This is a genomic window from Massilia sp. LXY-5 (genome assembly GCF_059801075.1).
In genome coordinates, this window is sequence record NZ_JBNNEH010000005.1 from 89,520 (window position 1) to 111,073 (window position 21,554).

Sequence of the window (21,554 nt, forward strand, 5' to 3'; positions counted from 1 at the left end):
CCATGCGCGAAGCCGTCATCGTTTCAACTGCCCGCACCCCGCTCACGAAAGCGCACCGCGGCGAATTCAACATCACCACCGGCCCGCAACTGGCCGCCTTTGCCGTGCGCGCCGCGGTCGAGCGCTCCGGCATCGATCCGGAGCAGATCGAGGACGCCATCCTCGGCTGCGGCTACCCGGAAGGCACGACCGGGCGCAACGTCGCGCGCCAGACCATCATCCGCGCCGGCCTGCCGATTTCGATCGCCGGCACCACCGTGAACCGCTTCTGCGCTTCGGGCCTGCAGGCGATCGCCATCGGCGCCGGCCGCATCGTCGTCGACGGCGCCCCGGCCGTGATCGCCGGCGGCGTCGAGAGCATCTCGCAGATCCGCACCCGCGATTCGGGCGATTCGGGCATGGACCCGTGGATCCTCGAAAACAAGCCGGCCCTCTACATGCCGATGATCGAGACCGCCGATATCGTGGCCGCCCGCTACGGCATCTCGCGCGAAGCCCAGGACCGCTTCTCCTTCGAGAGCCAGCGCAAGACCGAGGAAGCCCAGCTGGCCGGGCGCTATGCCGAGGAAATCGTCGCCTGCACCACGACCATGGCGGTGACCGACAAGGAAACGAAGGAAGTCACGCAGCGCGAAGTGACCGTCAGCGAGGACACCTGCAACCGGCGCGGCACCACCTATGAAGGCCTGGCAAAATTAGCGCCGGTCATGGGCGAAGGAAAATTCGTCACCGCCGGTAATGCCTCCCAGCTGTCGGACGGCGCCTCGGCCTGCGTCATGATGGAAGCGAAAGAGGCCGAGCGCCTCGGCCTGGCCCCGCTGGGCGCCTTCCGCGGCATGGCGGTCGCCGGCTGCGAGCCGGACGAAATGGGCATCGGTCCCGTGTTCGCGGTGCCGAAACTGCTCAAGCGCTTCGGCCTGACGGTGAACGATATCGACCTGTGGGAGCTGAACGAAGCCTTTGCTTCGCAGGCCATCTATTGCCAGCAAAAGCTGGGTATTCCGGATGAGCGCCTGAACGTGGACGGCGGCGCGATCTCGATCGGCCACCCGTTCGGCATGACCGGCGCACGCCTGGCCGGCCACATTTTGCTGGAAGGCCGCCGCCGTGGCGCAAAATACGCTGTCGTCACGATGTGCATCGCGGGTGGCATGGGTGCCGCCGGCTTGTTCGAGATTTTCTAAGGGACGCATTTAAGGATACCTATGGACCTGAATTTCACCCCGCAAGAAGAAGCCTTCCGTGCCGAAGTGCGCGCCTTCCTGGCCGACAAGCTCCCCAAGCGCCTGTCCGATAAAGTCGCCGAAGGCAAGCACCTGAGCAAGGCCGACATGGAGGAGTGGCACGCCATCCTCAATGAACGCGGCTGGCTGGCGAACCACTGGCCCGAACAATACGGCGGCCCCGGCTGGACGGCCGTCGAAAAATTCATCTTCGAGAACGAGAGCGCCATCGCCCATGCGCCGCGCATCGTGCCCTTTGGCGTCAACATGCTCGGGCCGGTGCTGATCAAGTACGGCAACGAGGCGCAAAAGGCCTACTGGCTGCCGCGCATCCTGAACGGCGACGACTGGTGGTGCCAGGGTTATTCGGAACCGGGCGCCGGATCGGACCTGGCGGCCGTGAAGACCACTGCCGTACGCGGGACCGACGCCGAGGGCGAGCACTACATCGTCAACGGCCAGAAAACCTGGACCACGCTCGGCCAGCACGCCAACATGATTTTCTGCCTGGTGCGCACCGACCGCGAGGCGAAGAAGCAGTCCGGCATCAGCTTCCTGCTGATCGACATGAACTCCCCTGGCGTCGAAGTGCGTCCGATCATCACGCTCGACGGCGAGCATGAAGTGAACGAAGTCTTCTTCACCGACGTGCGGGTGCCGGTCCAGAACCTGGTAGGCGAGGAGAACGCCGGCTGGACCTGCGCCAAGTACCTGCTGACCTACGAGCGCACCAACATCGCCGGCGTCGGCTTCTCGGTGGCTGCGCTGGCGCGCCTGAAGCGCATCGCCGCGACCCAGACCCGCAACGGCAAGCCGCTGTCGGAAGACCCGGCCTTTGCCGCGCGCCTGGCGCGGGTCGAGATCGATCTCGAGAACATGAAGACGACCAACCTGCGCGTGATCGCGGCGGTGGCCGGCGGCGGCGTGCCGGGCGCGGAAAGTTCGATGCTCAAGATCCGCGGCACCGAGATCCGCCAGGAGATCACCTCGCTGGCCCGGCGTGCGATGGGCGTCCATGCACGCCCCTTCACCCAGGACATGCTCGATGCGGACTACCAGGGCCCGACTTTCGGCCCCGATTTTGCGCCAGCCGCATCGGCCCAGTACTTCAACAACCGCAAGCTGTCGATCTTCGGCGGCTCCAACGAGATCCAGAAGAACATCATCTCGAAGATGATCCTCGGACTGTAAGGAGTAGGTCAGATGAACTTTGAACATACCGAAGAACGGCGCATGCTCGCCGACAGCCTGAACCGCTTCATCGCCGAGCGTTACAACTTCGAGACGCGTAACAGGATCGCCGGCAGCGCCGAGGGCTATTCGCCCGAGATGTGGAACCACTTCGCCGAACTGGGCGCGGTCGGCGCCCTGATGCGCGAGGAAGACGGCGGCTTCGGCGGCGCCGGCTTCGACATCGCGGTGGTCTTCGAAGCGCTGGGCCGCGGCCTGGTGCTCGAACCGCTGCTGGCGAGCGCCGTGCTGGCGGCCGAAGCGATTGCAAGGAGCGGCAACGAGACCCAGCGCGGCCTGCTGGAGTCGATCGCCGACGGCAGCACGATCGCCAGTTTCGCGCATGACGAGCCTGACACACATTACGAACTGGCGCGCGTCGGCCTCATGGCGCGCCGCGAAGGCGAGGGCTGGTCGCTGAACGGCGTGAAATCGGTCGTGGCGGTGGGCGAGCAGGCCGGCGTCTTCGTCGTCTCCGCGCGTACGGCGGGCGCGGTCGACGAGCAAAACGGCATCTCGCTCTTCCTGGTCCCGGCCGGCACCGCTGGCCTGACCGTGCAGGGCACGCCGACCATCGACGGCGGCCACGTGGCCGAACTGCGCTTCGAGAACGTGCTGCTGGAGCGCGGCGCGCTGCTGGGCGAAGAGGGCGCGGCTTACGCGACGCTGGAACGCGCCGTCGGCCGCGGCATCCTGGCCCTGTGCGCGGAAAGCCTGGGCGCGATGGAAGCGGCCAAGGAAGCGACCCTCGACTACCTGCGCACCCGCAAGCAGTTCGGTGTCCCGATCGGCAGCTTCCAGGCCCTGCAGCATCGCATGGCCGACCTGCTGCTGGAGATCGAGCAGGCACGCTCCGCCGTCATCAACGCGGCCGCCGCGCTGGACAGCGAAGACCGCATTACCCGCGAGCGCGCCCTGTCCGCCGCCAAGATGTCGATCGGCCGCATCGGCACCAAGGTGGCCGAAGAGTGCATCCAGCTCCATGGCGGCATCGGCATGACCTGGGAATTGCCGCTGGCGCACTACGCCAAGCGCCTGGTGATGATCGACCACCAGCTGGGCGACGAGGACCACCACCTCGAGCGCTACATTTCGCTCGGCCGGCAGCCGGCATGAGCGGGCTGCTGATCCGCACCGAGGGTGCGGTGCGCATCCTCGTCAACAGCAATCCGTCGGCACGGAATGCGATCACGCCGGCGCTGTACGACGCCTTGCCCGCCGCGCTGAACGAGGCTGCGGACGACCCTGCGATCGGCGCGATCGTCTTTGCCGGCGACGGCGACTTCTTCTGCGCCGGCGGCGATTTGCGCCAGCTGGCGACGCGGCGCGAACTCCCGGTGGCGGGGCGCCTGGAGAAAATCGGGCGCCTGCACGACCTGATCCGCGCCTTGCGCGCCTGCCCGAAGCCGGTCATCGCGGCTGTGGAAGGCGGCGCGGCCGGCGCCGGCATGTCGATGGCGCTGGCCTGCGACATGCTGGTCGCGGCCGAGAATGCCTTCTTCACGATGGCCTATGTGAAGGTGGGGCTGAGCCCGGATGGCGGTGCGACTGCCTTTCTGGCGGAGTTCCTGCCGCGCCAGCAGATGATGGAGCTGTGCCTGCTGGGCGAGCGGATTCCCGCGCAGCGCCTGCATGCGCTGGGCGCCGTCAACCGCCTGGTGGCGCCCGGAGCGGCGCTGGCCGAAGCGGTGCAACTGGCCGAACGCATCGCCGGCGGACCCGCCAACGCGGCCGCGCGCATCAAGCGCCTGTGCGACAACGCGGGCCACGCCAGCCTGGACCAGCAGCTCGACCTGGAAGCGCAGCTGATGGCCGAGTCGCAGGGCGACGACGAAGCGCAGGAAGGCATCAAGGCCTTCTTCGAGAAACGCAGGCCGGATTTCGCTTCCCTACGCGGACGCACTGGAGACTGAACGTGACAACACAATCGAATCTGCCGCTGGCCGGCGTGCGCGTCCTCGACCTGTCGCGGGTGCTGGCCGGACCCTGGTGCGCGATGGTGCTGGGCGACCTCGGCGCCGAAGTGATCAAGGTCGAGCACCCGCAGCGCGGCGACGACACCCGCGACTGGGGCATGCGCGTGGGCGCCACCGAGACCGCCTATTTCAACAGCGTCAACCGCAACAAGCGCTCCATTTGCCTCGACCTGAAGACCCCGGAAGGCCAGCAGATCGCGCGCGACCTGATCCGTAAAAGCGATATCGTCATCCAGAACTTCAAGTTCGGCGACATCGAGCGCCTGGGCCTGGGCTACGAGCAGATGAAGGAAGAGCAGCCTGGCCTGATCTACTGCTCGATCACGGGCTATGACCGCACTGGTCCGGAAGCGGCCCGTCCCGGCTACGACCTCGTGATCCAGGGCGAGGCCGGCCTGATGGCCCTGAACGGCGAACCGACCCAGCCGCCGCTGAAATTCGGCGTCGCCGCGGTCGACATGATGACCGGGATGTACGCGGCCCAGGGCGTGCTCGCGGCACTGTACGACCGCGAGAAGACGGGCCTGGGACGCCACGTCGGCATGGCCCTGTTCGACTGCGGCCTGATGATCACGGCGTATTACGGGCTGGAAGCCCTGCTGCGCGGGAACGACCCGCCGCGCTACGGCAACGCCCATCCGTCGATCATGCCGTATGGGGTGTACGAGGCCGAGGACGGTCCGCTGGTGATTGCAGTCGGCAACAACAGCCAGTATTTGCGCTTCTGCACCGAGGTGATCGAGCGGCCCGACCTGGCCGAGGACGAGCGTTTCAAGACCAATCTCGAGCGCACGAAACACCGCGAGGAACTGGTGCCCCAGCTGCGCCAGGCCGTGGGCGCGCGCAAGCGCAAGGAGCTGCTGGAGCGCATGACCCGGGTCGGCATTCCCTGCGGCGAGGTGGCGGGGCTGTACGAGGCGATGACCTCGCCGCGAACGGTCGAGGCGGGCCTGGTCAACAAGATGCCGCATCCGGTGGCGGGCACGGTCGATGTGATGTCGTCGCCCTACCGCTTCAACGGCGAACGCCTGCCGGTGCGCAGCGCGCCGCCGACGCTGGGAGAAGGCACGAACGAGGTGCTTGCCGATTTGCTGGGTTTGTCGGAAGAGACCTTGAAAGCCTTGAAGAAACGCGGTGTCGTGTGATCATCCGGGTGCAATCGCCTGGTGAATGCGCCCGTCCCGCGACATTTTATTTTCCTATGCCGCTTACATTCCGCGCTCCGGGAGCTAGATTGAATGGAGAATCTTCTGGTTTTCCTTTGGAGCGCATCATGACATCCCGTCTGTTTGTTCCCGCCGTCGCCGCAGTGCTGGCGACGGCCTGCATGTCGGCCAGCGCGGTCGAACCGCGTCCTGACCTGCTCGGCTCGCGCGTCCCAAGCGCAGCCGCCGTCCGTACCGTCAACCTCGGCTCAGGGGTACAGTCGATCAACGTCGTCAGCGGCGACACTGTCCGCTTTGTCGGTAGCGGGGGAGAATTTGCCTGGACCTTCAATACCAGCCCCATCGTCCAGGTCTTCAACCTGAGCCAGGTGGCGCCGAACGGCACCGTGGGTCAGGAAACGCGCGTGTATGTCGCGCCCAGCCCGCTGTATTCCGAACGGGCGCAGTTCAACGACAACGACCGCCAGGATACGCGGCTCCCGGCGGTCGTCAGGTAGTGCGCGTGTTGCTTATTTTCCGGCGTTCAGGGCGCGCAGGAACTGCCCCTTGATCTTGCCGCCCTCGACCGTGCCCAGGATGGTATTGGCGATCGTGCCGCCCTTGCTGTCCAGGCCGTCGATGTCGTTCGGGTTGTATTCCGGCGGCAAGGTCGTGAAGGCCTTCTGCATCTGCGCCCGGATCGCCGTGGCATCGGTCGTGGTGCCGGCCAGCTTCATGGCGGCAACCGTGGCGTGCACGGTCGAATAGTTCAGGCTGATCTCGGTGCTCGGATCCTTGCCCGGATTGAGCTTGCGGTAGCGCTGGGTGAAGGCGACCGCTTCCGGACGGTCGTCGTTTGCCAGCGGCATCACGCCGATCGAGCCTTCCAGCGGCGCCAGGCCGCCCACGACCTTGGCCATCTCATCGATCTTGGCCTGGTCGAGGATGATGAAGCCGCCCTTGAAGCCCAGTTCGCGGGCCTGCTTGGCCACCAGCGCGGTCGGCTCCGAGGCGCCGCCGATGAACATGACGTCCGGCTTGGCCTGCACCGCACGGCTCACGCCGCTGTAGAAATCGGTCGCCTTGTTGTAGGACATCGGGTTTTCCGCGACGATCTTGCCGCCGGCGCCTTCCCAGACCGGCTTGAAGGCCGCTGCCCAGGCCTTGGCGTAATCGTGGTCGGCTTGCAGCATGGCCACGTTCTTGCCGTGCTTGGCCATCATGGCCTTGGTGAAGGGAGCGATGTAGCCGGTGAAATCGGGCGGGATGCGGATCGTCAGCTTGTTGCCGCGCTCGGTCACCTGGGGCAGGCTGGTGTACGCCAGCAGCAGCGTGTTTGCCTTTTCGTTGAAAGCCTGGACCGCGAACACGCCGCCCGAGTGCGGCACCAGCACGGCGGCCGTCTTGTGCTGCTGTACCAGGCGCTGGACGTTGATGGCGGTCTCGGCCGGGTTGTACTTGTCGTCGAGCGGGACGATCTCGACCTTGTAGTTCTTGCCGCCGATGGTGAGCGGCTTGGCATTGATTTCGGCGGCGGCCATTTCCATGCCGCTCAGGACGTTCTTGCCGTACAGCGCAGCGCCGCCGGAGAGCGGTCCGGAGTAGCCGATCTTGATGACTTCCTGCGCCTGGGCGCCGCCGGCGGCGAAGGCGAGGGTGGCTGCAGCGGCTGCCAGCAGGGTGCGGCGGGTGAACTTGGCTTGCACTTTCATGTGTGTGTCTCCTGAGAGTTGCTTGTTGTGGGTGCTACGCTTTACTTCTTCATCCCGGGATCTACGCCCCGATATACGCTTTGCGCACTTGCGCGTTGTTCAGCAATTCCTCGCGGCCGCCTTCCATCACGATGTGGCCCTGTTCGATCACATAGGCGCGGCTGGCGATGTTCAGCGCCGCGTACGCGTTCTGCTCGGCCAGCAGCACCGTCGTGCCGGCCTTGTTGATGCGCGCGATCACCTCGAACATCTGTTTCACCACCAGCGGCGCCAGGCCGAGCGAGGGTTCGTCCAGCAGCAGCGCCTTCGGGCGGCCCATCAGCGCGCGGCCGATCGCCACCATCTGCTGCTGGCCGCCGGACAGCGAGCCGGCCGCCTGCTCCTTCTTCTCATGCAGGATCGGGAACAGCTCGAACACTTCGTCCAGGGTCTTTTGCGTACCCTTGCTGTCGCGCCGGTGCACGTAGGCGCCCAGCGTCAGGTTCTTCAGCACCGACATGCCCGGGAACAGCTTGCGGCCTTCCGGGCAGTGCACCAGGCCGTCGGCCACGATCTGCGAAGGCTTGCGCCCGACCAGCTCGTGGTTGCCGAAGCGGATGCTGCCCGCGTCGGCGCGCTGCAGCCCGCTCATGGTGAGGAAAATCGAGCTCTTGCCGGCGCCGTTCGAACCGAGCAGCACCACCAGTTCGCCTTCTTCGGCGTGGATGGAGACGTCGTGCAGCGCGCGGAAGCTGCCGTAGGAGAGGGAGACCTTGTCAAGCCGCAGCATGTTCGCTCCCCAGGTAGGCTTCGATCACGACCGGGTTGGCGCGGATCTCGGCGGGCGTGCCCTCGGCGATCTTTTCGCCGTAATTGAGCACCAGGATCTTGTCGGCGAGGTTCATGATCATGTCCATCTTGTGTTCGATCAGGCAGACGGTCAGGCCGCTGTCGGCCATCTTGCGGATCAGCGCCGCAAGGCCCACGGTTTCCTCGGGATTCACGCCGCCGGCCGGTTCGTCCAGCAGCAGCAGGGTCGGATCGGTCGACAGGGCCAGTGCAAAGGCGACGCGCTTCCTTTCTTCCTGCGAGATGTCGCCGGCGATGCGGTTCTCGACATGGCCGAGCCCCACGAAATCCAGCGCCTGGCGTGCCTTCTCGCGGCAGATCCGTTCCTCGTCCTTCAGGCGTTTCGTCCCCAGCACGACGTCGAGCAGCGAGGATTTCGTCCGCAGGCGGTGGCCGACGATCAGGTTGTCGAGGACAGTGGCCGTGTCGAACAGGGTCGTGCTCTGGAAGGTGCGCGCCATGCCGAGGCGTGCCACCTGGTCGGCGCGCAGGCCGGTCACGTCGCGGCCGTCGAAGACCACCTTGCCCGAGGTGGGCGCGATCGCTCCGCTGACCAGGTTGAAGAAGGTGGTCTTGCCGGCACCGTTCGGGCCGATGATGGCGTTGATCGTCCCGCGCGCGAAGCTGACGCTGACGTCGTTCACGGCCGCCAGGCCGCCGAAGCGCTTGGTGAGCGAATCGATTTCAAGCATGGGTCGCTCCTTTCGCGGTGGAGACCGAAGACAGGTCGCGTGGTGCGGACGAGGCCGCGGCTTGGGCCGCCAGCGCTTCCTTCCTGCGCTTGCGGTTCATCCAGGTGCCGACGATCCCGTAGGGCAGGAAGATCACGAGGATCACCAGCAGCGGGCCGAAGACGACGAAGCGGTAGTCCTGCAGCACCTGCAGGTACTGGGTCAGCCAGGGCACGCCGATCGCGCCCAGCAGGGGCCCGAGCAGGGTGCCGATGCCGCCGACCAGCATGTACATCGTCATGTCGAAGGTATGCTCGACGCTGGCCACGCCGGGGCCGATGAAGCGCACGAAACCGGCATACAGGCCGCCCGCCAGGCCGGCGAAGAAGACGGACAGCATGAAGGCGAGCAGCTTGTTGCGCATCAGGTTGATGCCGAGCGCCTGGGCCAGGTCGTCGCCATTGCGGATCGCCATGAAGGTGCGGCCCAGCAGCGAGCGCACGATGCGGTGCATGATCCACAGGCTCGCCACCAGGAACAGCAGCACCAGGTAGTACTGCGGACGCGGCTCGGTGAAATCGATGCTGCCGATGCTCGGTGGCGCCGGGATGCCGATGATGCCGACCGTGCCGTGGGTCAGGCTTTCCCATTTCTCGATCAGCAGGTACATGATGTAGCCGACGCAGAGGGTAAAAATCGAGAAGAAGTGGGTCTTCAGGCGCAGCGACACCAGGCCCACGAAGAAGCCGAGGGCGGCGGCGACCACGCCCGCGAGCAGGAAGGCGATCCAGAACGGCACCTGGTGGTCGACCGTCAGGATGCCGACCGTGTAGGCGCCGACCGCCATGAAGCCGCTGTGGGCGAGGTTGTACTGGCCGGTGTAGCCCGTGATCAGGTTCAGGCCGATGGTGGCGATCGCGTAGATATAGGCGGTCGACATCACGGTCAGGTGGTAGTCGTTCCCGGCCAGGAAGGGGAAGGCCAGGGCGAGCGCCAGCAGCAGGAGCCAGCCGGTGGTGGAGTTAAGAAGCTTCATCAGTGCGCCCCTTTCGCGAACAGGCCCTGCGGACGCACCGACAGGATCAGCACCAGTAAAGCGAAAGCGATGATGTCCTTGTAGTCGGTCGAGATGTAGAAGGCGCCGAAGGCTTCCGCGAAGCCGATGATCAGGCCGCCGACGATGGCGCCCGGCACGCTGCCCATCCCGCCCAGCACGATGATGACGAAGGCCTTGGTGATGACCAGGTTGCCCATCGAGGTATAGACCAGGTTGATCGGCGCGTACAGCACGGCGGCCATCCCGGCCAGGGCGCCGGCGATCGCAAAGGTCAGCATCGCGACGCGGTTGGCGTCGATGCCGACCAGGGCCGCGCCTTCGCGGTTCTGGGCCATGGCGACGATCGTCGCGCCGGTGATGGTCTTTTTCAGGAACAGCTGCAGGAGCGCCACCAGCAGGAAGGCTGCGCCGATGATCAGGAGGCGCTGCGCCGGCAAGGTGAGGCCGCCGAATTCGAGCAGCTGGGTGTAGGGCGTCTCCATGCGGTGGAAGTCCGCGCCCCAGATCGCCTGCGCACCCGCTTCCAGGAACAGCAGGATGCCGATCGACGCAATCATGTGGTGCAGGTAGGGCGCCTTGCGCAGCGGGTGGAACACCAAACGCTCGGACAGCACCGAGATCAGCGCAACCACGACGGCGGCGCCCAGCATGCCCCACCAGTAGTTGAGGCCGAGTTTCGTCATGATGAAGAAGGCCGAATAGGCGCCCGCCATGTAGAAGGCGCCATGGGCAAAGTTCGGCACGTGCAGGATGCCATAGACGAGCGTGAGCCCGAGTGCGACCAGGCTGTAGACCCCTCCAAGGGTCAGCCCGTTGAGGACTTGTTGCAGGAAAAGCTCCAAAATCGTGTCTCCGTTATTGGTGTGATCGTGTTGATTTGGATGCTGCCGGCGCGGGACGTGTTACTGCATGGGCGCACCTCGCGGCGTGGAGCGGGCCGCTGCCGGCCGGAAGGGGGAGAGGGAAACGAGGATGGCGCGGCGGGCAGGACCGCTTGCGGCCTGCGCTGCCTTCGTATTCGCCAGCACATGGTCTGTAATCATGCGACTCCTCGAAGTGGGCGCGCTTATGCGTACCCGATGAACCCAGCGATTTTAGTTTTACTCTGCGAAACTGCAGGGTGTAAAATGGAACAAAAAAAGGATACGATACTTTCAGATGAGTAGCAACGTTTTGTTCGCGAACCGAATTTGCTGCCCAGTTCCTTGCCCGTGAGCGGCGCGCGGGGCCTGGAGGGACGGGTGATCATGGGTATGCCGCATCGAACAAAACTGCCCGCTCAGTGTGCCATGCCTCGCGCATCCCGCAAAGGCTCTTTTGCGGCGGCGGTCCGCCTCGTATTCCCAACGTCCAGACTGGGGTCCAACCATGCAGCTTAGCGACACGAACACCACCGGCCCGGGTCACGATTCCGGCGAGCTCATCGAGGGCGCGCGCAAGGGCGAGGAACGTTATTTCATCACGGCGCTGGCGCGCGGACTCGAGGTGCTGGCCTGCTTCCGCTCGGCCGACAAGGGGCTGACGAATCAGCAGATTGCAGAACGCTGCGGCCTGCCGAAATCGACGGTCACCCGTTTCACCTATACGCTCACGCGCCTCGGCTACCTGGTGCAGGACACCAGCGGCCGCTACGTGCTCGGCACGGCGACGCTGGGCCTGGGCAGCGCGATGCTGGCGCGGCTCGACATCCGCCAGCTCGCCCGTCCGATGATGCAGGAACTGGCCGAGTTCTCCGGCACCACGGTCTCGATCGCGGTGCGCGACCGGCTGTCGATGATCTACATCGAGGTCTGCCGCAGCACGGCGGCCCTGGCCCTCGCGCTGCAGGTGGGCTCGCGCATGCCGCTCGCGGTCTCGGCCATCGGGCGCGCCTACCTGGTGAAAGCGAGCGAGCAGGAACGCAAGGAAATCCTGGCGCGCTACCAGGAGCTCGACGAGATGGCCTACGAAGCGGTGCTCGAGGCGATCGCGCGCGGCCAGCGCGACTATGCGCAGTACGGCTGCACCACCTCGTTCGGCGAGTGGCAGAAGGACGTCAACGGCATCGCCGTCGGCTTTTATCCGATCGGCGGCAACCAGCTCATGTCGATCAACTGCGGCGGACCATCCTCGAGCGTGTCGAAGGAGTTCCTGCTCGAGGAAGTGCGGCCGCGCCTGATCGAGATCGCGGCGCGGCTGGAGTCCTAGGGTGGGCTCCGCCCACGCGGTGCTACGCGACCGCGAGATGGTCGAGCACGAAATCTGAACCAGTAACAATCTGACGCCCGAGCGGGACGACCAAAGCTCCCGCGCATCGGCTATTCGCGTCAGGATGGACGCCATGAGCGTGTGAACAGATTCTCATGGCTGCCTTGCATCGGCTACGGAAATTGCACGGCTTGGCAGCCGCGTTTGGACCGCTATGGGCAAGGAGGTAGAGATGCTGACGTTTCGCGTTGACGTATTCGCATGGATACCGCAGGCCGATGTTCCGAATCCAATCCAATCCACTCATTGCCGGGAGGCGTTGCGCGCTGGGGCCCGGGAGCATGCGGCCCACGCTTCGGCGGCGACGGCTTCGTCACGCCGCCGGCCACCCATGCCGGCTGGACCAGGCCCAGCTACAGGGCGAAACAGACGCTGGCGTTCAAGATACAGCGCTTCGGCGCCAGGCCCGACGCGGATGCCGGCACCGCCGTGGTGCCGGGACTGACGACCGTGTTGACCGGTCCCCGATCCGCCGGTGGGCGCGTGTGCACGTCGCTCACGCCAACCGTGACCAGATCGCAGGCGAGCGCCATGTGGATGGACAGCGACGAGTGGTATGAAATGCGCCTGCAGGGAGCGGCGCACGACCCGATACCGGAGGCCGCCCTGAAGTTTTTTTCCGGCGGTGCCGGTTCCACGGTCGGCTCCGCGCTGACGCCGGACCTGGAATGGGACCTGACGATCCGCATCCAGCTCGACAAGGAAATCAGGTCGCGCCTGACGAAATTGCGTTACGGCGTGGCCGATGTCATGAACCTCGACGTATCCGAACAATTGACTGCTCCCCAGAACTTTGGCGGAACAGCCAATCTGGTGCATGGGCTGGCGTATGTCCGCCGCTTTCCGAGCTATGTCGTGTACGTGTCGGTGTCCGGCGACGGCAGGGCGCCGGCCTGCCTTCCGGTTTATTTCGCCGATGCCAGTCGCCGCAGCCTGGGTGAAATCATCGTCGGCCAAAGCGACCTGATTCGGCAGCTGGCGTGGTGAAGCCGGGGCAGCTGCTCAATACCCCGCGTCCAGCTGCGCCGCCGTCAAGGCCTTCATCACCGCAAACACGCCGCTCGCGCGCAGGATGCGCTTGTCCTTCACCATCAGTTCGCAGTCGGCAAAGGCCACGCGCGAGCCGATGCGGCCGATGTGGATGTGCGCCTCGACCCAGTCGCCGGGACGGGCGGCGTCGATGAAGTCCGTGCTCAGGTTGACGGTGACGAAGGAGTGCCTGTGGTCGCAGGAGAGCGTCAGCCCCAGGCCCAGGGCCGAATCGGCCAGGCTGGCGAGCATGCCGCCGTGGACGATGCCGCGCATGTTGGTGTGCTGGTCGGCCATGCGCATCGCGATCGTGATCTTGCCGGCTTCGCGCCGGCAGTACAGGTAGCCCAGGCCGGCCATGTAGGGGCCGCCGCGCTTGAGGCGTTCGAAGCCTGCGGGCACGTCGGCGATATCGGTGTGTTCTCGTGTCATGTGAAACAGTATCTACTCAAATGAACACGGCGGCCAGTGGCCGCCGTGTTGCTTCAGCTTAGCTTGTCAAGACAAGCCGCGGCATCAGAACATGTGCATCACGCCGACGACGAAGCGGTTCGCGCTGTCGCTGCCCACGCTCACGATACCCTGTGCCAGGTTGATGTTGCCGGCGGCGATGCCGGCCGCGGTGCCCGACGCCGCCTCGACCACCAGGTCGGTATTGGCGCGGGTGTAGGCGGCGTACACGGTGCTGCGCTTGCTCAGCGCATAGCGGGCGATCGCATGGTACTGCTGCGAGTCGTCACGGCGTGGGCCGGTGAGCTTGGTGTTGTAGAAGGCGCCGGTCAGCGTCAGGGCTGGGGCGACAGGGAAGTCGACGCCGACGCCGGCGACGGCGATCTTGCGGTTGTTGCTGTCGACTTCGTTGGTGATGTAGGTCGCCTTGATCACGGCCACCGGCAGCGTGTACTTGGCGCCGATGCCCCAGGAGGTCAGCAGGTCGGTGTTGACGCTGTTCTTCATGCGCGCATAAGCGCCGGCGGCGCCGAACGGGCCCGCATTGTAGAAGACCGACGCGCCCTGGTAGGAGCCGCGCTGGATGCCGCCGGCCTGTTCGCCGAAGGCGCGCATCAGCGCGAAGCCGGCGCCGCCCATGGTCGGCGAGACATACTTGATGGAGTTCGACTGGCGCAGGGCGCTGTTGCCTGGGCCGTTGGCGCCGAAGCCGCCGTAGACGGCGCCGTTGTTCATGGCGCCGTACAGCACGTTCGGGCTGGTGGCGGCGAAGGCCAGGCCCATCGGGTCGGCCAGGCCGACCGAGCCGATACCCAGGATGTTCTGGCGGCCGATGTCGATCGAACCGAAGGCGCTGCTGACGCCGACGGTGGCTTCGCGGTCGAACAGGGCGGTCGAGTTGGCGGTGCCGCCCGGGGTGCCGGTGTTGACGCCGGCGCCGCCGACGTCGTTCAGCAGGGTGCCTTCGAGGGCGAAGCGGGCCTTCATGCCGCCGCCCAGATCTTCGACGCCCTTGAAGCCCCAGCGCGAGGTCTGCATCAGGCCTGCATCCACCGTGGTGCGGTCGTTGGCCGAGCCGTTGTTGTTGTCCACGTGGGCGAGGCCGGCATCGACGATGCCGTAGATGGTGACGCTGGTCTGCGCCGACGCGGTCGACATGCAAGCAGCAAGCACGGCCATTGCAAGGATGGTCTTCTTCATATTAATGCGGTCTCCTGGTTTTCGAGGTGCTCCGGCCCCGACGAGGCCGGACGGCGGGTAATTCAGGTATAGCGGCGGCGTTTCTCTTGGTGGAACTCAGCCATCTATTCTGAAACTGTATTTTCTTGCATCAATATTGTCAACGACTTCGTGGCACTTGCGACCTGTTTGTGCAATTTCGCACAGGAAGTGTGTTCAATAAGCGAAAGAAGTGGACAGGAGCGTCCGATTCGGCACGCCGACGGGCCGTGTAAGGAAGGAGAAAGGAAGGAGAGGTAAGGCGGCGGGCAAAAAAAAGCCCCCGGCATCCGCATGCCGGGGGCTTCTGGTCTGATCATTCCGCGATCAGTCTTCCTGGAAGGCTTCCTCGCGTTTCTGGCGCAGCGAAGGCAGCAGGACGACGGCCATCGCGATGGCGGCCAGGGCCAGCATCGTGGCGCTGATCGGACGCTGGACGAAGACCAGCGGGTCGCTGTGCGAGAGCAGCAGCGCGCGGCGCAGGTATTCTTCCATCATCGGTCCGATGATGAAGCCCAGCAGCATTGGCGCCGGCTCGGCACCCAATTTTGCGCAGATGTAGCCGAACAGGCCGAACAGGGCCATCAGGTAGACGTCGAACTCGCTGTTGTTCAGGCTGAACACGCCGATCGCGCAGAACATCAGGATGGCCGGATACAGGCGGTGGTAAGGCACCATGATCATCTTGACCCAGAGGCCGATCATCGGCAGGTTCAGCACGACGAGGAACAGGTTACCGATCCACATCGAGACGATCAGGCCCCAGAACAGGGCAGGCTGCTCGGTCATCACGGCCGGACCCGGCTGGATGCCCTGGATGATCATCGCGCCGATCATCAGCGCCATCACCGGGTTCGACGGAATGCCGAGGGTCAGCATCGGGATGAACGAGGTCTGGGCGCCGGCGTTGTTCGCCGCTTCCGGCGCCGCGACGCCTTCGATGGCGCCCTTGCCGAAGTTGGCCGAGTTCTTCGACACCTTCTTCTCGATCGAGTAGGAGGCAAACGATGCCAGCATGGCGCCGCCGCCCGGCAGGATGCCGAGGGCCGAACCGATCACGGTGCCGCGCAGCACCGGCGCGGCGATGCGCTTGAAGTCGTCCTTGGTCAGCATCAGGCCCTTGACCTTCTTCATCATCAGCGTGCGCGATTCGTCGTGCTCGAGGTTGCGGATGATTTCGCCGATGCCGAACATGCCCATTGCGACGATCACGAAGTTGACGCCGTCGGCCAGTTCGGGCATGTCGAAGGTGTAGCGCGCGGCGCCCGAGTTGACGTCGGTACCGATCAGGCCCAGCAGCAGGCCGAGGATCACCATGCCGATCGCGTTGAGCAGCGAACCGCTGGCCAGCACGACCGAGGCGACCAGGCCCAGCACCATCAGCGAGAAGTATTCGGCCGGGCCGAATTTCAGCGCCAGTTCGGCCAGCGGCGGCGCGAACAGGGCCAGCAGGATGGTGGCGACGGTGCCGGCGAAGAAGGAGCCCAGCGCCGCCGTGGCGAGCGCCTTGCCGGCATTGCCCTGGCGCGCCATCTGGTAGCCGTCGATGGCGGTCACCACCGAGGACGATTCACCGGGCAGGTTGACCAGGATGGCCGTGGTCGAGCCCCCGTACTGGGCACCGTAGTAGATACCGGCGAGCATGATCAGCGACGAGACCGGCGGCAGGCCGAAGGTGGCCGGCAGCAGCATCGCGATGGTGGCGACCGGGCCCAGGCCCGGCAGCACGCCGACGGCGGTGCCGACGAAGACGCCGATCAGGCAGTAGAAGAGATTGGTGAGGGTGAAGGCCGTTTCCAGGCCCAGCCCGAGGTTATGCAGGATTTCCATGTTGTCTTCTTCTTAAAAACCGAGCCAGGGGCCGAGGATGGGCATAGGCAAGCCGAGCAGCTTGACGAACACGACGACCGCGAAGACCGCCAGGCCGATCGCCAGCAGCAGCGAAGGGCCCCAGGTGAACTTGGGACTGGCGTAGGCGCTCATCAGCACCAGCACCAGGACGGCCGGCACCAGGCCCGCATTGCGCATCAGCAGGCCGAACAGCAGCACGGCGAGCAGGATCAGGACGATTTCCCTGATGTGGAACTTGCCGATGGCCTCGCCCGCACGCAGGAAGGAACGGATGACGCCGATGGCGCCGATCAGGGTCAGCAGACCGCCGAGCACGCTCGGGAAATAGGCCGGGCCCATGCGGCCCGCGCTTCCCATCGGGTAGTCGAGGCCGATGACGATGGCGGCCATGCCGATGGTGAGAAAGATGATGCCTGTCCAAAAGTCCTTCGGATGGCGGATGAATGATGGCACTGCGCGCTCCTTTTTATTGCTTGTCGTTGGCTGGCCGCGGATTCCCTGCGCCGTCGCGGTCGTACGGCGGCCGCCGTACGGATGCGCAAAACTGCCGCGGGAAGCATCCCGCGGCAGTTCCGCCACCCGTGCGGCGGCGGTGAATCAGTCGGCGTAGACGCCGGCCTTGCTGATGATCGGCGACCAGCGCTCGATTTCGCTCTTCAGGTGGGCACGGAGCGCTTCCGGACGGGCGCGCGCCTCGCTCACCGGCTCGGTGCCGAGGTCGGCGAAACGCTGCTTGACGTTCGGATCCTTGAGCGCGGTCTGCAGGGCGCCGGCAAGGGTGTCGACGATCGGCTTCGGCGTGCCCTTCGGCGCGTACAGGCCGTGCCAGACCGCCACTTCGAAGCCCGGCAGGCCGGCTTCGTTCAGGGTCGGCAGGTCGGGCATGTTCGCCAGGCGGGTCTTGGTGGTGACGCCGTAGGCCTTGACCTTGCCGCTCTTGATCTGGCTGGTGGTGTTGGTGGTCTGGTCGCACATGAAGTCCACCTGGCCGCCGAGCAGGTCGTTCATCGCCGGGCCGGTGCCCTTGTACGGCACGGTGGTGAGGTCGGTGCCGATCGCGGTCATGAACAGCATGCCGCACAGGTGCGAGGCCGAGCCGACGCCGGCGTTGGCGTAGGTGACCTTGTCCTTGTTGGCCTTGACGTAGGCGAGGAATTCCTTGAAGTCGCGCGCCGGGAAGTCCTTGCGCGCCACGATGGTCATCGGCACGTCGGTGACGAGGCCGATCGGTTCGAAGTCGGTTTGCGCGTTGTAGGACAGCTTGCGGTACAGCGACGGCGCGGTGGAGTGGCCGATGTGGTGCATGAACAGCGTGTAGCCGTCCGGGGTCGCCTTGGCGACGCGCGCCGCGGCGATGGTGCCGCCGGCGCCGTTGACGTTCTCGATGATGATTTGCTGCTTGAGCTTGTTACCCATCGACTGGGCCACCAGGCGCGCAACCGTATCGGTAGGGCCGCCGGCCGCGAACGGCACGATCATCGTGATCGTCTTGGTCGGATAGGTCTCGGCGTGCGCGAATGCGCTGCCGAACAATGCCAGGCATGCGGCGGCGCGCATCAGGGTGATTTTCATGGTGTCTTCCTCGGTCTCTGTTTATAAGTTATCTGCTGCCGTCGCACCTGATCAGTGCATCGCGTGGCGCATGGCGCCACCGTCCTGCCCTCTGCGGGGTTGGAATTTATTCATCAGGTATGTACGCAGGCTTGTTGTACCAGTAAATAGTCTCATTTGCAACTAAGGGAAAACCGCAATAGCCAGTTGTCGAAAGGCTCATCCATATTAGCGCGGCGGCTGGAAGGACGGCGCCGGATCGGCCCGCGGTGCGGCTTCCCGCGCCGGTAAGCGGCGCGTGGTGCTAGCTTGTGGCCTGGAGGCCCTCATGTTGCGCGCGCTCTTACTGTTGCTTCCGCTGGCGACAATGGTCTGGCAAGACCCGCTCGAGTTCGCCGCTGGGCGCGGCGAAAAGGGGCCGTGGCGCCAGAACGACACGCGCTACGATTATGTGGACGACGCCACCGTCGCCTTCGTTCCCGGCGGCGAGCTCGTCCTCGCCTGGGCCGACCAGAAGGGCAGGGATGTATGGCTGCGCAGCCTGTCCCGGGGCCGCCTGAGCGATCCGGTGAACGTCTCGCGCAGTCCGGACACGTTTTCCTGGTTGCCGCGCATCGCCGTCGGCCGCGACGGCAGCCATCTCTATTTGCTGTGGCAGGAAATCATTTTTTCGGGCGGCTCGCACGGCGGCGACATCCTGTTCGCCACCTCGAACGACGGCGGCAGGAGTTTCTCGCGTCCGTTGAACCTGTCGCGCTCCCGGGGTGGCGACGGCAAGGGACGCCTCAGCCGCGAGGTCTGGTCGAACGGCAGCCTCGATATCGCGGTCGGCGGCGATGGCGTGCTGATCGCCGCCTGGACCGAATATGACGGCGCGCTGTGGCTGTCTCGTTCGCGCGACGGCGGCGCCAGCTTCGAGGCGCCGCGCCGGGTCGCCGGCGACGATGCACGGCCGGCGCGGGCGCCGGCGCTGGCCGCAGGCAGGGGATCGGCCGTCTACCTGGCCTGGACCGTGGGCGAGGACCCGGCGGCGCGCATCCGGGTCGCGCGCTCGGGCGATGGCGGCGCCAGTTCGGCCCGCCGCGGCTGGTGGGCGATCCGCAAGGGCGAGCCGATGCGCCATCGCTGGCGGTCGACGGCACGGGCAGGGTGCACCTCGCGTTCGCCTTCCATCGGGCCGGGCGCGCCGAGCTGCGCTACACGGCCACGCTTGCCGGCGGCGCATTTGCAGCGCCGCGCACGCTGGCGGCGTCCACGGCGGACGGCGGCGCAGCCTATCCGTCGCTGGCAAGCGACGATCAGGAAGGCCTGGTTCTGATCTGGGAAAACCTGGACGTGCATGGACGTGCGCGCTCGCTCGGCCTTGCAAGCTCGCACGACGGCGGGCGCCGGTTCTCGGCGCCGGCCCTCGTTCCGGGCAGCGCGCCGCCCCCGGGCGGGAGCAACGGCAGCCAGCAGGGGCTGCTGGGCAGGAAGTTCGCCGTGGATGGGGCGGGAAGGATCGCGGTGGTCAACAGCAGCCTGGTGCCGGGGCGTCGCAGCCGGGTCGTGCTGATCCGGGCGGACAGCCTGCTACGGTAATTCTACGTATTTCAAATACGTCAACGATCGCCAATAATCATGCCGGCTCCGCAGTCCGTCCCGCGTGGCCCATGCAGCGGCAAGCCGCCGCGCATGCAGCAAGACGCATCAAACCGCCGCCCGCATCGCACCAGGCGCGCGCAGGCGGCACATAAAAGAGAAGAGGAGCACCCGTGTCATTTCTGATTGTTCTCGCCGCCCTGGCGTTCCTGATGTTCGCCGCCTACCGCGGCTACAGCGTCATCCTGTTCGCACCGATCGCCGCCCTCGGCGCGGTGCTGCTGACCGATCCATCCGCCGTCGCGCCGGTCTTTTCCGGCATCTTCATGGAAAAAATGGTCGGCTTCGTCAAGCTCTACTTCCCGGTCTTCATGCTGGGCGCCGTCTTCGGCAAGCTCATCGAACTGTCCGGCTTTTCCGAGTCGATCGTGGCCGCCGCCGTTCGCTACATCGGCCGCTCGCGCGCGAATGCCGTCATCGTCGCCGTTTGCGCGCTGCTGACCTATGGCGGCGTGTCGCTGTTCGTGGTCGTGTTCGCGGTCTATCCGTTCGCCGCCGAACTGTACCGCCAGTCGAACATCCCGAAGCGCCTGATGCCGGGCGCGCTGGCGCTGGGCGCCTTCTCGTTCACGATGGATTCGCTGCCGGGCACCCCGCAGATCCAGAACATCATCCCGACCACCTTCTTCAAGACCACCTCCTGGGCGGCGCCGGTGCTCGGCACGATCGGCTCGCTGTTCATCATCGTGGTCGGCCTGGCCTACCTCGAATGGCGCCGCCGCGCCGCGATGGCGGCGGGCGAGGGCTACGGCTCCGACCTGCAGAACGAGCCGGAACGGGTGCAGGCCGCGTCGCTGCCGAATCCAATGCTGGCGCTGCTGCCGCTGATCGTGGTCGGCGTCGCCAACTTCGTGCTGACCAAGATGATCCCCGAGTGGTACGGCGCCTCGTTCACCGTGGCCCCCGACATCCTGCCGGGCTTGAAGGCCCCGGTGACGACCCCGATCAAGACCGTGGTCGCGATCTGGGCGGTGCAGGGCGCGCTGCTGATGGGTATCCTGTTCGTGGTCGCCACCGCCTTCGGCCGCATCAAGGACCGCTTCGCGGCCGGCTCGAAAGCGGCCGTCGGCGGCGCGCTGCTGGCCGCCATGAACACCGCCTCGGAATACGGCTTCGGCGGCGTGATCGCCGCGCTGCCCGGCTTCGTCGTCGTCGGCAACGCCCTGAAAAGCATTCCCGATCCGCTGGTCAATGCCGCGGTGTCGGTCAGCTCGCTGGCCGGCATCACCGGTTCGGCCTCGGGCGGCATGAGCATTGCGCTGGCCGCCATGTCGGACCTCTTCATCCAGGGCGCGCAGGCGGCGCAGATCCCGCTCGAGGTCCTGCACCGCGTGGTCGCCATGGCCAGCGGCGGCATGGACACGCTGCCGCACAACGGCGCCGTCATCACGCTGCTGGCCGTGACGGGCCTGACGCACAAGCAGTCGTATCGCGAGATCTTCGCCGTCACCATCATCAAGACGCTGGCCGTGTTTTTCGTGATCGCCGTGTATTACCTGACCGGGCTGGTATAACCCGGACGCGGGACGCCTTGCGCGTCCCTTTTTCCGTTAGTTCCACCCTACGGCGCCGGCCACCTGCGAGGACACGTTGATCAGGTTGCCGCCGAAACAGGCGTTATCGGTAGGGTGGGCTCCGCCCACGCGGTAATCGCTACCGGCTCCGATTTCGTGCACGATGATCTCGCGGCTACGTATCACCGCGTGGGCGGAGCCCACCCTACGT

The 21,554-nt window shown here is 65.7% G+C and carries 22 protein-coding genes; 10 read left to right on the forward strand and 12 right to left on the reverse strand.

The features are described from left to right. The first annotated feature begins 2 nt into the window (after positions 1 to 2). The 6 genes from ACI48I_RS15470 to ACI48I_RS15495 all read left to right on the forward strand — a co-directional run bounded on the left by ACI48I_RS15470 (position 3) and on the right by ACI48I_RS15495 (position 6,092). Complete coding sequence (locus tag ACI48I_RS15470) at positions 3 to 1,184, forward strand: acetyl-CoA C-acyltransferase (RefSeq protein ID WP_193685632.1); 1,182 nt, start codon at positions 3 to 5, stop codon at positions 1,182 to 1,184. A 21-nt stretch (positions 1,185 to 1,205) separates the two neighbouring features. After that, positions 1,206 to 2,414, forward strand: coding sequence for an acyl-CoA dehydrogenase family protein (locus tag ACI48I_RS15475; RefSeq protein ID WP_498574688.1), 1,209 nt, complete (start codon positions 1,206 to 1,208; stop codon positions 2,412 to 2,414). Positions 2,415 to 2,426: 12 nt separating this feature from the next. Then, positions 2,427 to 3,569, forward strand: a complete 1,143-nt coding sequence (locus ACI48I_RS15480) for an acyl-CoA dehydrogenase family protein (protein ID WP_498574689.1) — start codon at positions 2,427 to 2,429, stop codon at positions 3,567 to 3,569. Continuing rightward, positions 3,566 to 4,366: an oxepin-CoA hydrolase, alternative type gene (locus ACI48I_RS15485; protein WP_498574690.1), complete on the forward strand. Its 801-nt coding sequence runs from the start codon at positions 3,566 to 3,568 to the stop codon at positions 4,364 to 4,366. The genes ACI48I_RS15480 and ACI48I_RS15485 overlap by 4 nt, the downstream gene beginning before the upstream one ends. Positions 4,367 to 4,368: 2 nt before the next feature. Further along, positions 4,369 to 5,574: a CaiB/BaiF CoA transferase family protein gene (locus ACI48I_RS15490; RefSeq protein WP_193685636.1), complete on the forward strand. Its 1,206-nt coding sequence runs from the start codon at positions 4,369 to 4,371 to the stop codon at positions 5,572 to 5,574. 128 nt (positions 5,575 to 5,702) lie between these two features. Continuing rightward, a complete protein-coding gene (locus ACI48I_RS15495) occupies positions 5,703 to 6,092 on the forward strand; it encodes a CzcE family metal-binding protein (protein ID WP_193685637.1) in 390 nt (129 codons plus the stop codon). Between the two features lie 12 nt (positions 6,093 to 6,104). On the opposite strand, the gene ACI48I_RS15500 is transcribed toward ACI48I_RS15495, so the two are convergent. The 6 genes from ACI48I_RS15500 to ACI48I_RS15525 form a co-directional block, all read right to left on the reverse strand. After that, positions 6,105 to 7,286 carry an ABC transporter substrate-binding protein gene (locus ACI48I_RS15500; RefSeq protein ID WP_193685638.1) on the reverse strand — a complete coding sequence of 394 codons (1,182 nt, stop codon included), beginning with the start codon at positions 7,284 to 7,286 and terminating at the stop codon, positions 6,105 to 6,107. Between the two features lie 61 nt (positions 7,287 to 7,347). Continuing rightward, on the reverse strand, positions 7,348 to 8,055 hold the full coding sequence (locus ACI48I_RS15505; RefSeq protein WP_193685639.1) for an ABC transporter ATP-binding protein: 708 nt from the start codon (positions 8,053 to 8,055) through the stop codon (positions 7,348 to 7,350). Continuing rightward, a complete protein-coding gene (locus ACI48I_RS15510) occupies positions 8,042 to 8,806 on the reverse strand; it encodes an ABC transporter ATP-binding protein (RefSeq protein ID WP_193685640.1) in 765 nt (254 codons plus the stop codon). Before ACI48I_RS15510 ends, ACI48I_RS15505 begins: the two co-directional genes overlap by 14 nt. After that, entirely contained in the window at positions 8,799 to 9,821 is a 1,023-nt protein-coding gene (locus ACI48I_RS15515; RefSeq protein WP_498574691.1) for a branched-chain amino acid ABC transporter permease, read from the reverse strand. Before ACI48I_RS15515 ends, ACI48I_RS15510 begins: the two co-directional genes overlap by 8 nt. After that, the gene (locus ACI48I_RS15520) at positions 9,821 to 10,684 is read right to left on the reverse strand and encodes a branched-chain amino acid ABC transporter permease (RefSeq protein ID WP_193685642.1); all 864 of its coding nucleotides are present in this window, start codon (positions 10,682 to 10,684) and stop codon (positions 9,821 to 9,823) included. The genes ACI48I_RS15515 and ACI48I_RS15520 overlap by 1 nt, the downstream gene beginning before the upstream one ends. Before the next feature lie 60 nt (positions 10,685 to 10,744). Then, entirely contained in the window at positions 10,745 to 10,885 is a 141-nt protein-coding gene (locus ACI48I_RS15525) for a hypothetical protein (protein ID WP_193685643.1), read from the reverse strand. 325 nt (positions 10,886 to 11,210) lie between these two features. On the opposite strand from ACI48I_RS15525, the gene ACI48I_RS15530 reads away from it, so the two are divergent. Next, on the forward strand, positions 11,211 to 12,029 hold the full coding sequence (locus tag ACI48I_RS15530) for an IclR family transcriptional regulator (protein WP_193685644.1): 819 nt from the start codon (positions 11,211 to 11,213) through the stop codon (positions 12,027 to 12,029). Positions 12,030 to 12,290: 261 nt separating this feature from the next. Next, a complete protein-coding gene (locus ACI48I_RS15535; RefSeq protein ID WP_498574692.1) occupies positions 12,291 to 13,076 on the forward strand; it encodes a hypothetical protein in 786 nt (261 codons plus the stop codon). 15 nt (positions 13,077 to 13,091) lie between these two features. Here ACI48I_RS15535 and ACI48I_RS15540 read toward each other — a convergent pair whose 3' ends face one another. The 5 genes from ACI48I_RS15540 to ACI48I_RS15560 all read right to left on the reverse strand — a co-directional run bounded on the left by ACI48I_RS15540 (position 13,092) and on the right by ACI48I_RS15560 (position 18,209). Next, positions 13,092 to 13,550: a PaaI family thioesterase gene (locus ACI48I_RS15540; RefSeq protein WP_193685646.1), complete on the reverse strand. Its 459-nt coding sequence runs from the start codon at positions 13,548 to 13,550 to the stop codon at positions 13,092 to 13,094. A gap of 84 nt (positions 13,551 to 13,634) precedes the next feature. After that, the gene (locus tag ACI48I_RS15545) at positions 13,635 to 14,768 is read right to left on the reverse strand and encodes a porin (RefSeq protein WP_193685647.1); all 1,134 of its coding nucleotides are present in this window, start codon (positions 14,766 to 14,768) and stop codon (positions 13,635 to 13,637) included. A 345-nt stretch (positions 14,769 to 15,113) separates the two neighbouring features. Next, the gene (locus ACI48I_RS15550) at positions 15,114 to 16,616 is read right to left on the reverse strand and encodes a tripartite tricarboxylate transporter permease (RefSeq protein ID WP_498574693.1); all 1,503 of its coding nucleotides are present in this window, start codon (positions 16,614 to 16,616) and stop codon (positions 15,114 to 15,116) included. Between the two features lie 12 nt (positions 16,617 to 16,628). Next, entirely contained in the window at positions 16,629 to 17,090 is a 462-nt protein-coding gene (locus ACI48I_RS15555; RefSeq protein ID WP_498574694.1) for a tripartite tricarboxylate transporter TctB family protein, read from the reverse strand. Between the two features lie 144 nt (positions 17,091 to 17,234). Then, positions 17,235 to 18,209, reverse strand: coding sequence for a tripartite tricarboxylate transporter substrate binding protein BugD (locus ACI48I_RS15560; protein ID WP_498574695.1), 975 nt, complete (start codon positions 18,207 to 18,209; stop codon positions 17,235 to 17,237). 307 nt (positions 18,210 to 18,516) lie between these two features. On the opposite strand from ACI48I_RS15560, the gene ACI48I_RS15565 reads away from it, so the two are divergent. Both ACI48I_RS15565 and ACI48I_RS15570 read left to right on the forward strand, forming a co-directional pair. After that, on the forward strand, positions 18,517 to 19,506 hold the full coding sequence (locus ACI48I_RS15565) for a hypothetical protein (RefSeq protein ID WP_498574696.1): 990 nt from the start codon (positions 18,517 to 18,519) through the stop codon (positions 19,504 to 19,506). A 436-nt stretch (positions 19,507 to 19,942) separates the two neighbouring features. Beyond that, on the forward strand, positions 19,943 to 21,343 hold the full coding sequence (locus ACI48I_RS15570) for a GntP family permease (protein ID WP_498574697.1): 1,401 nt from the start codon (positions 19,943 to 19,945) through the stop codon (positions 21,341 to 21,343). A gap of 36 nt (positions 21,344 to 21,379) precedes the next feature. Here the strand turns inward: ACI48I_RS15570 and ACI48I_RS15575 are convergent, their stop codons facing one another. Further along, positions 21,380 to 21,505, reverse strand: a complete 126-nt coding sequence (locus ACI48I_RS15575; protein ID WP_498574698.1) for a hypothetical protein — start codon at positions 21,503 to 21,505, stop codon at positions 21,380 to 21,382. Positions 21,506 to 21,554: the final 49 nt, after the last annotated feature.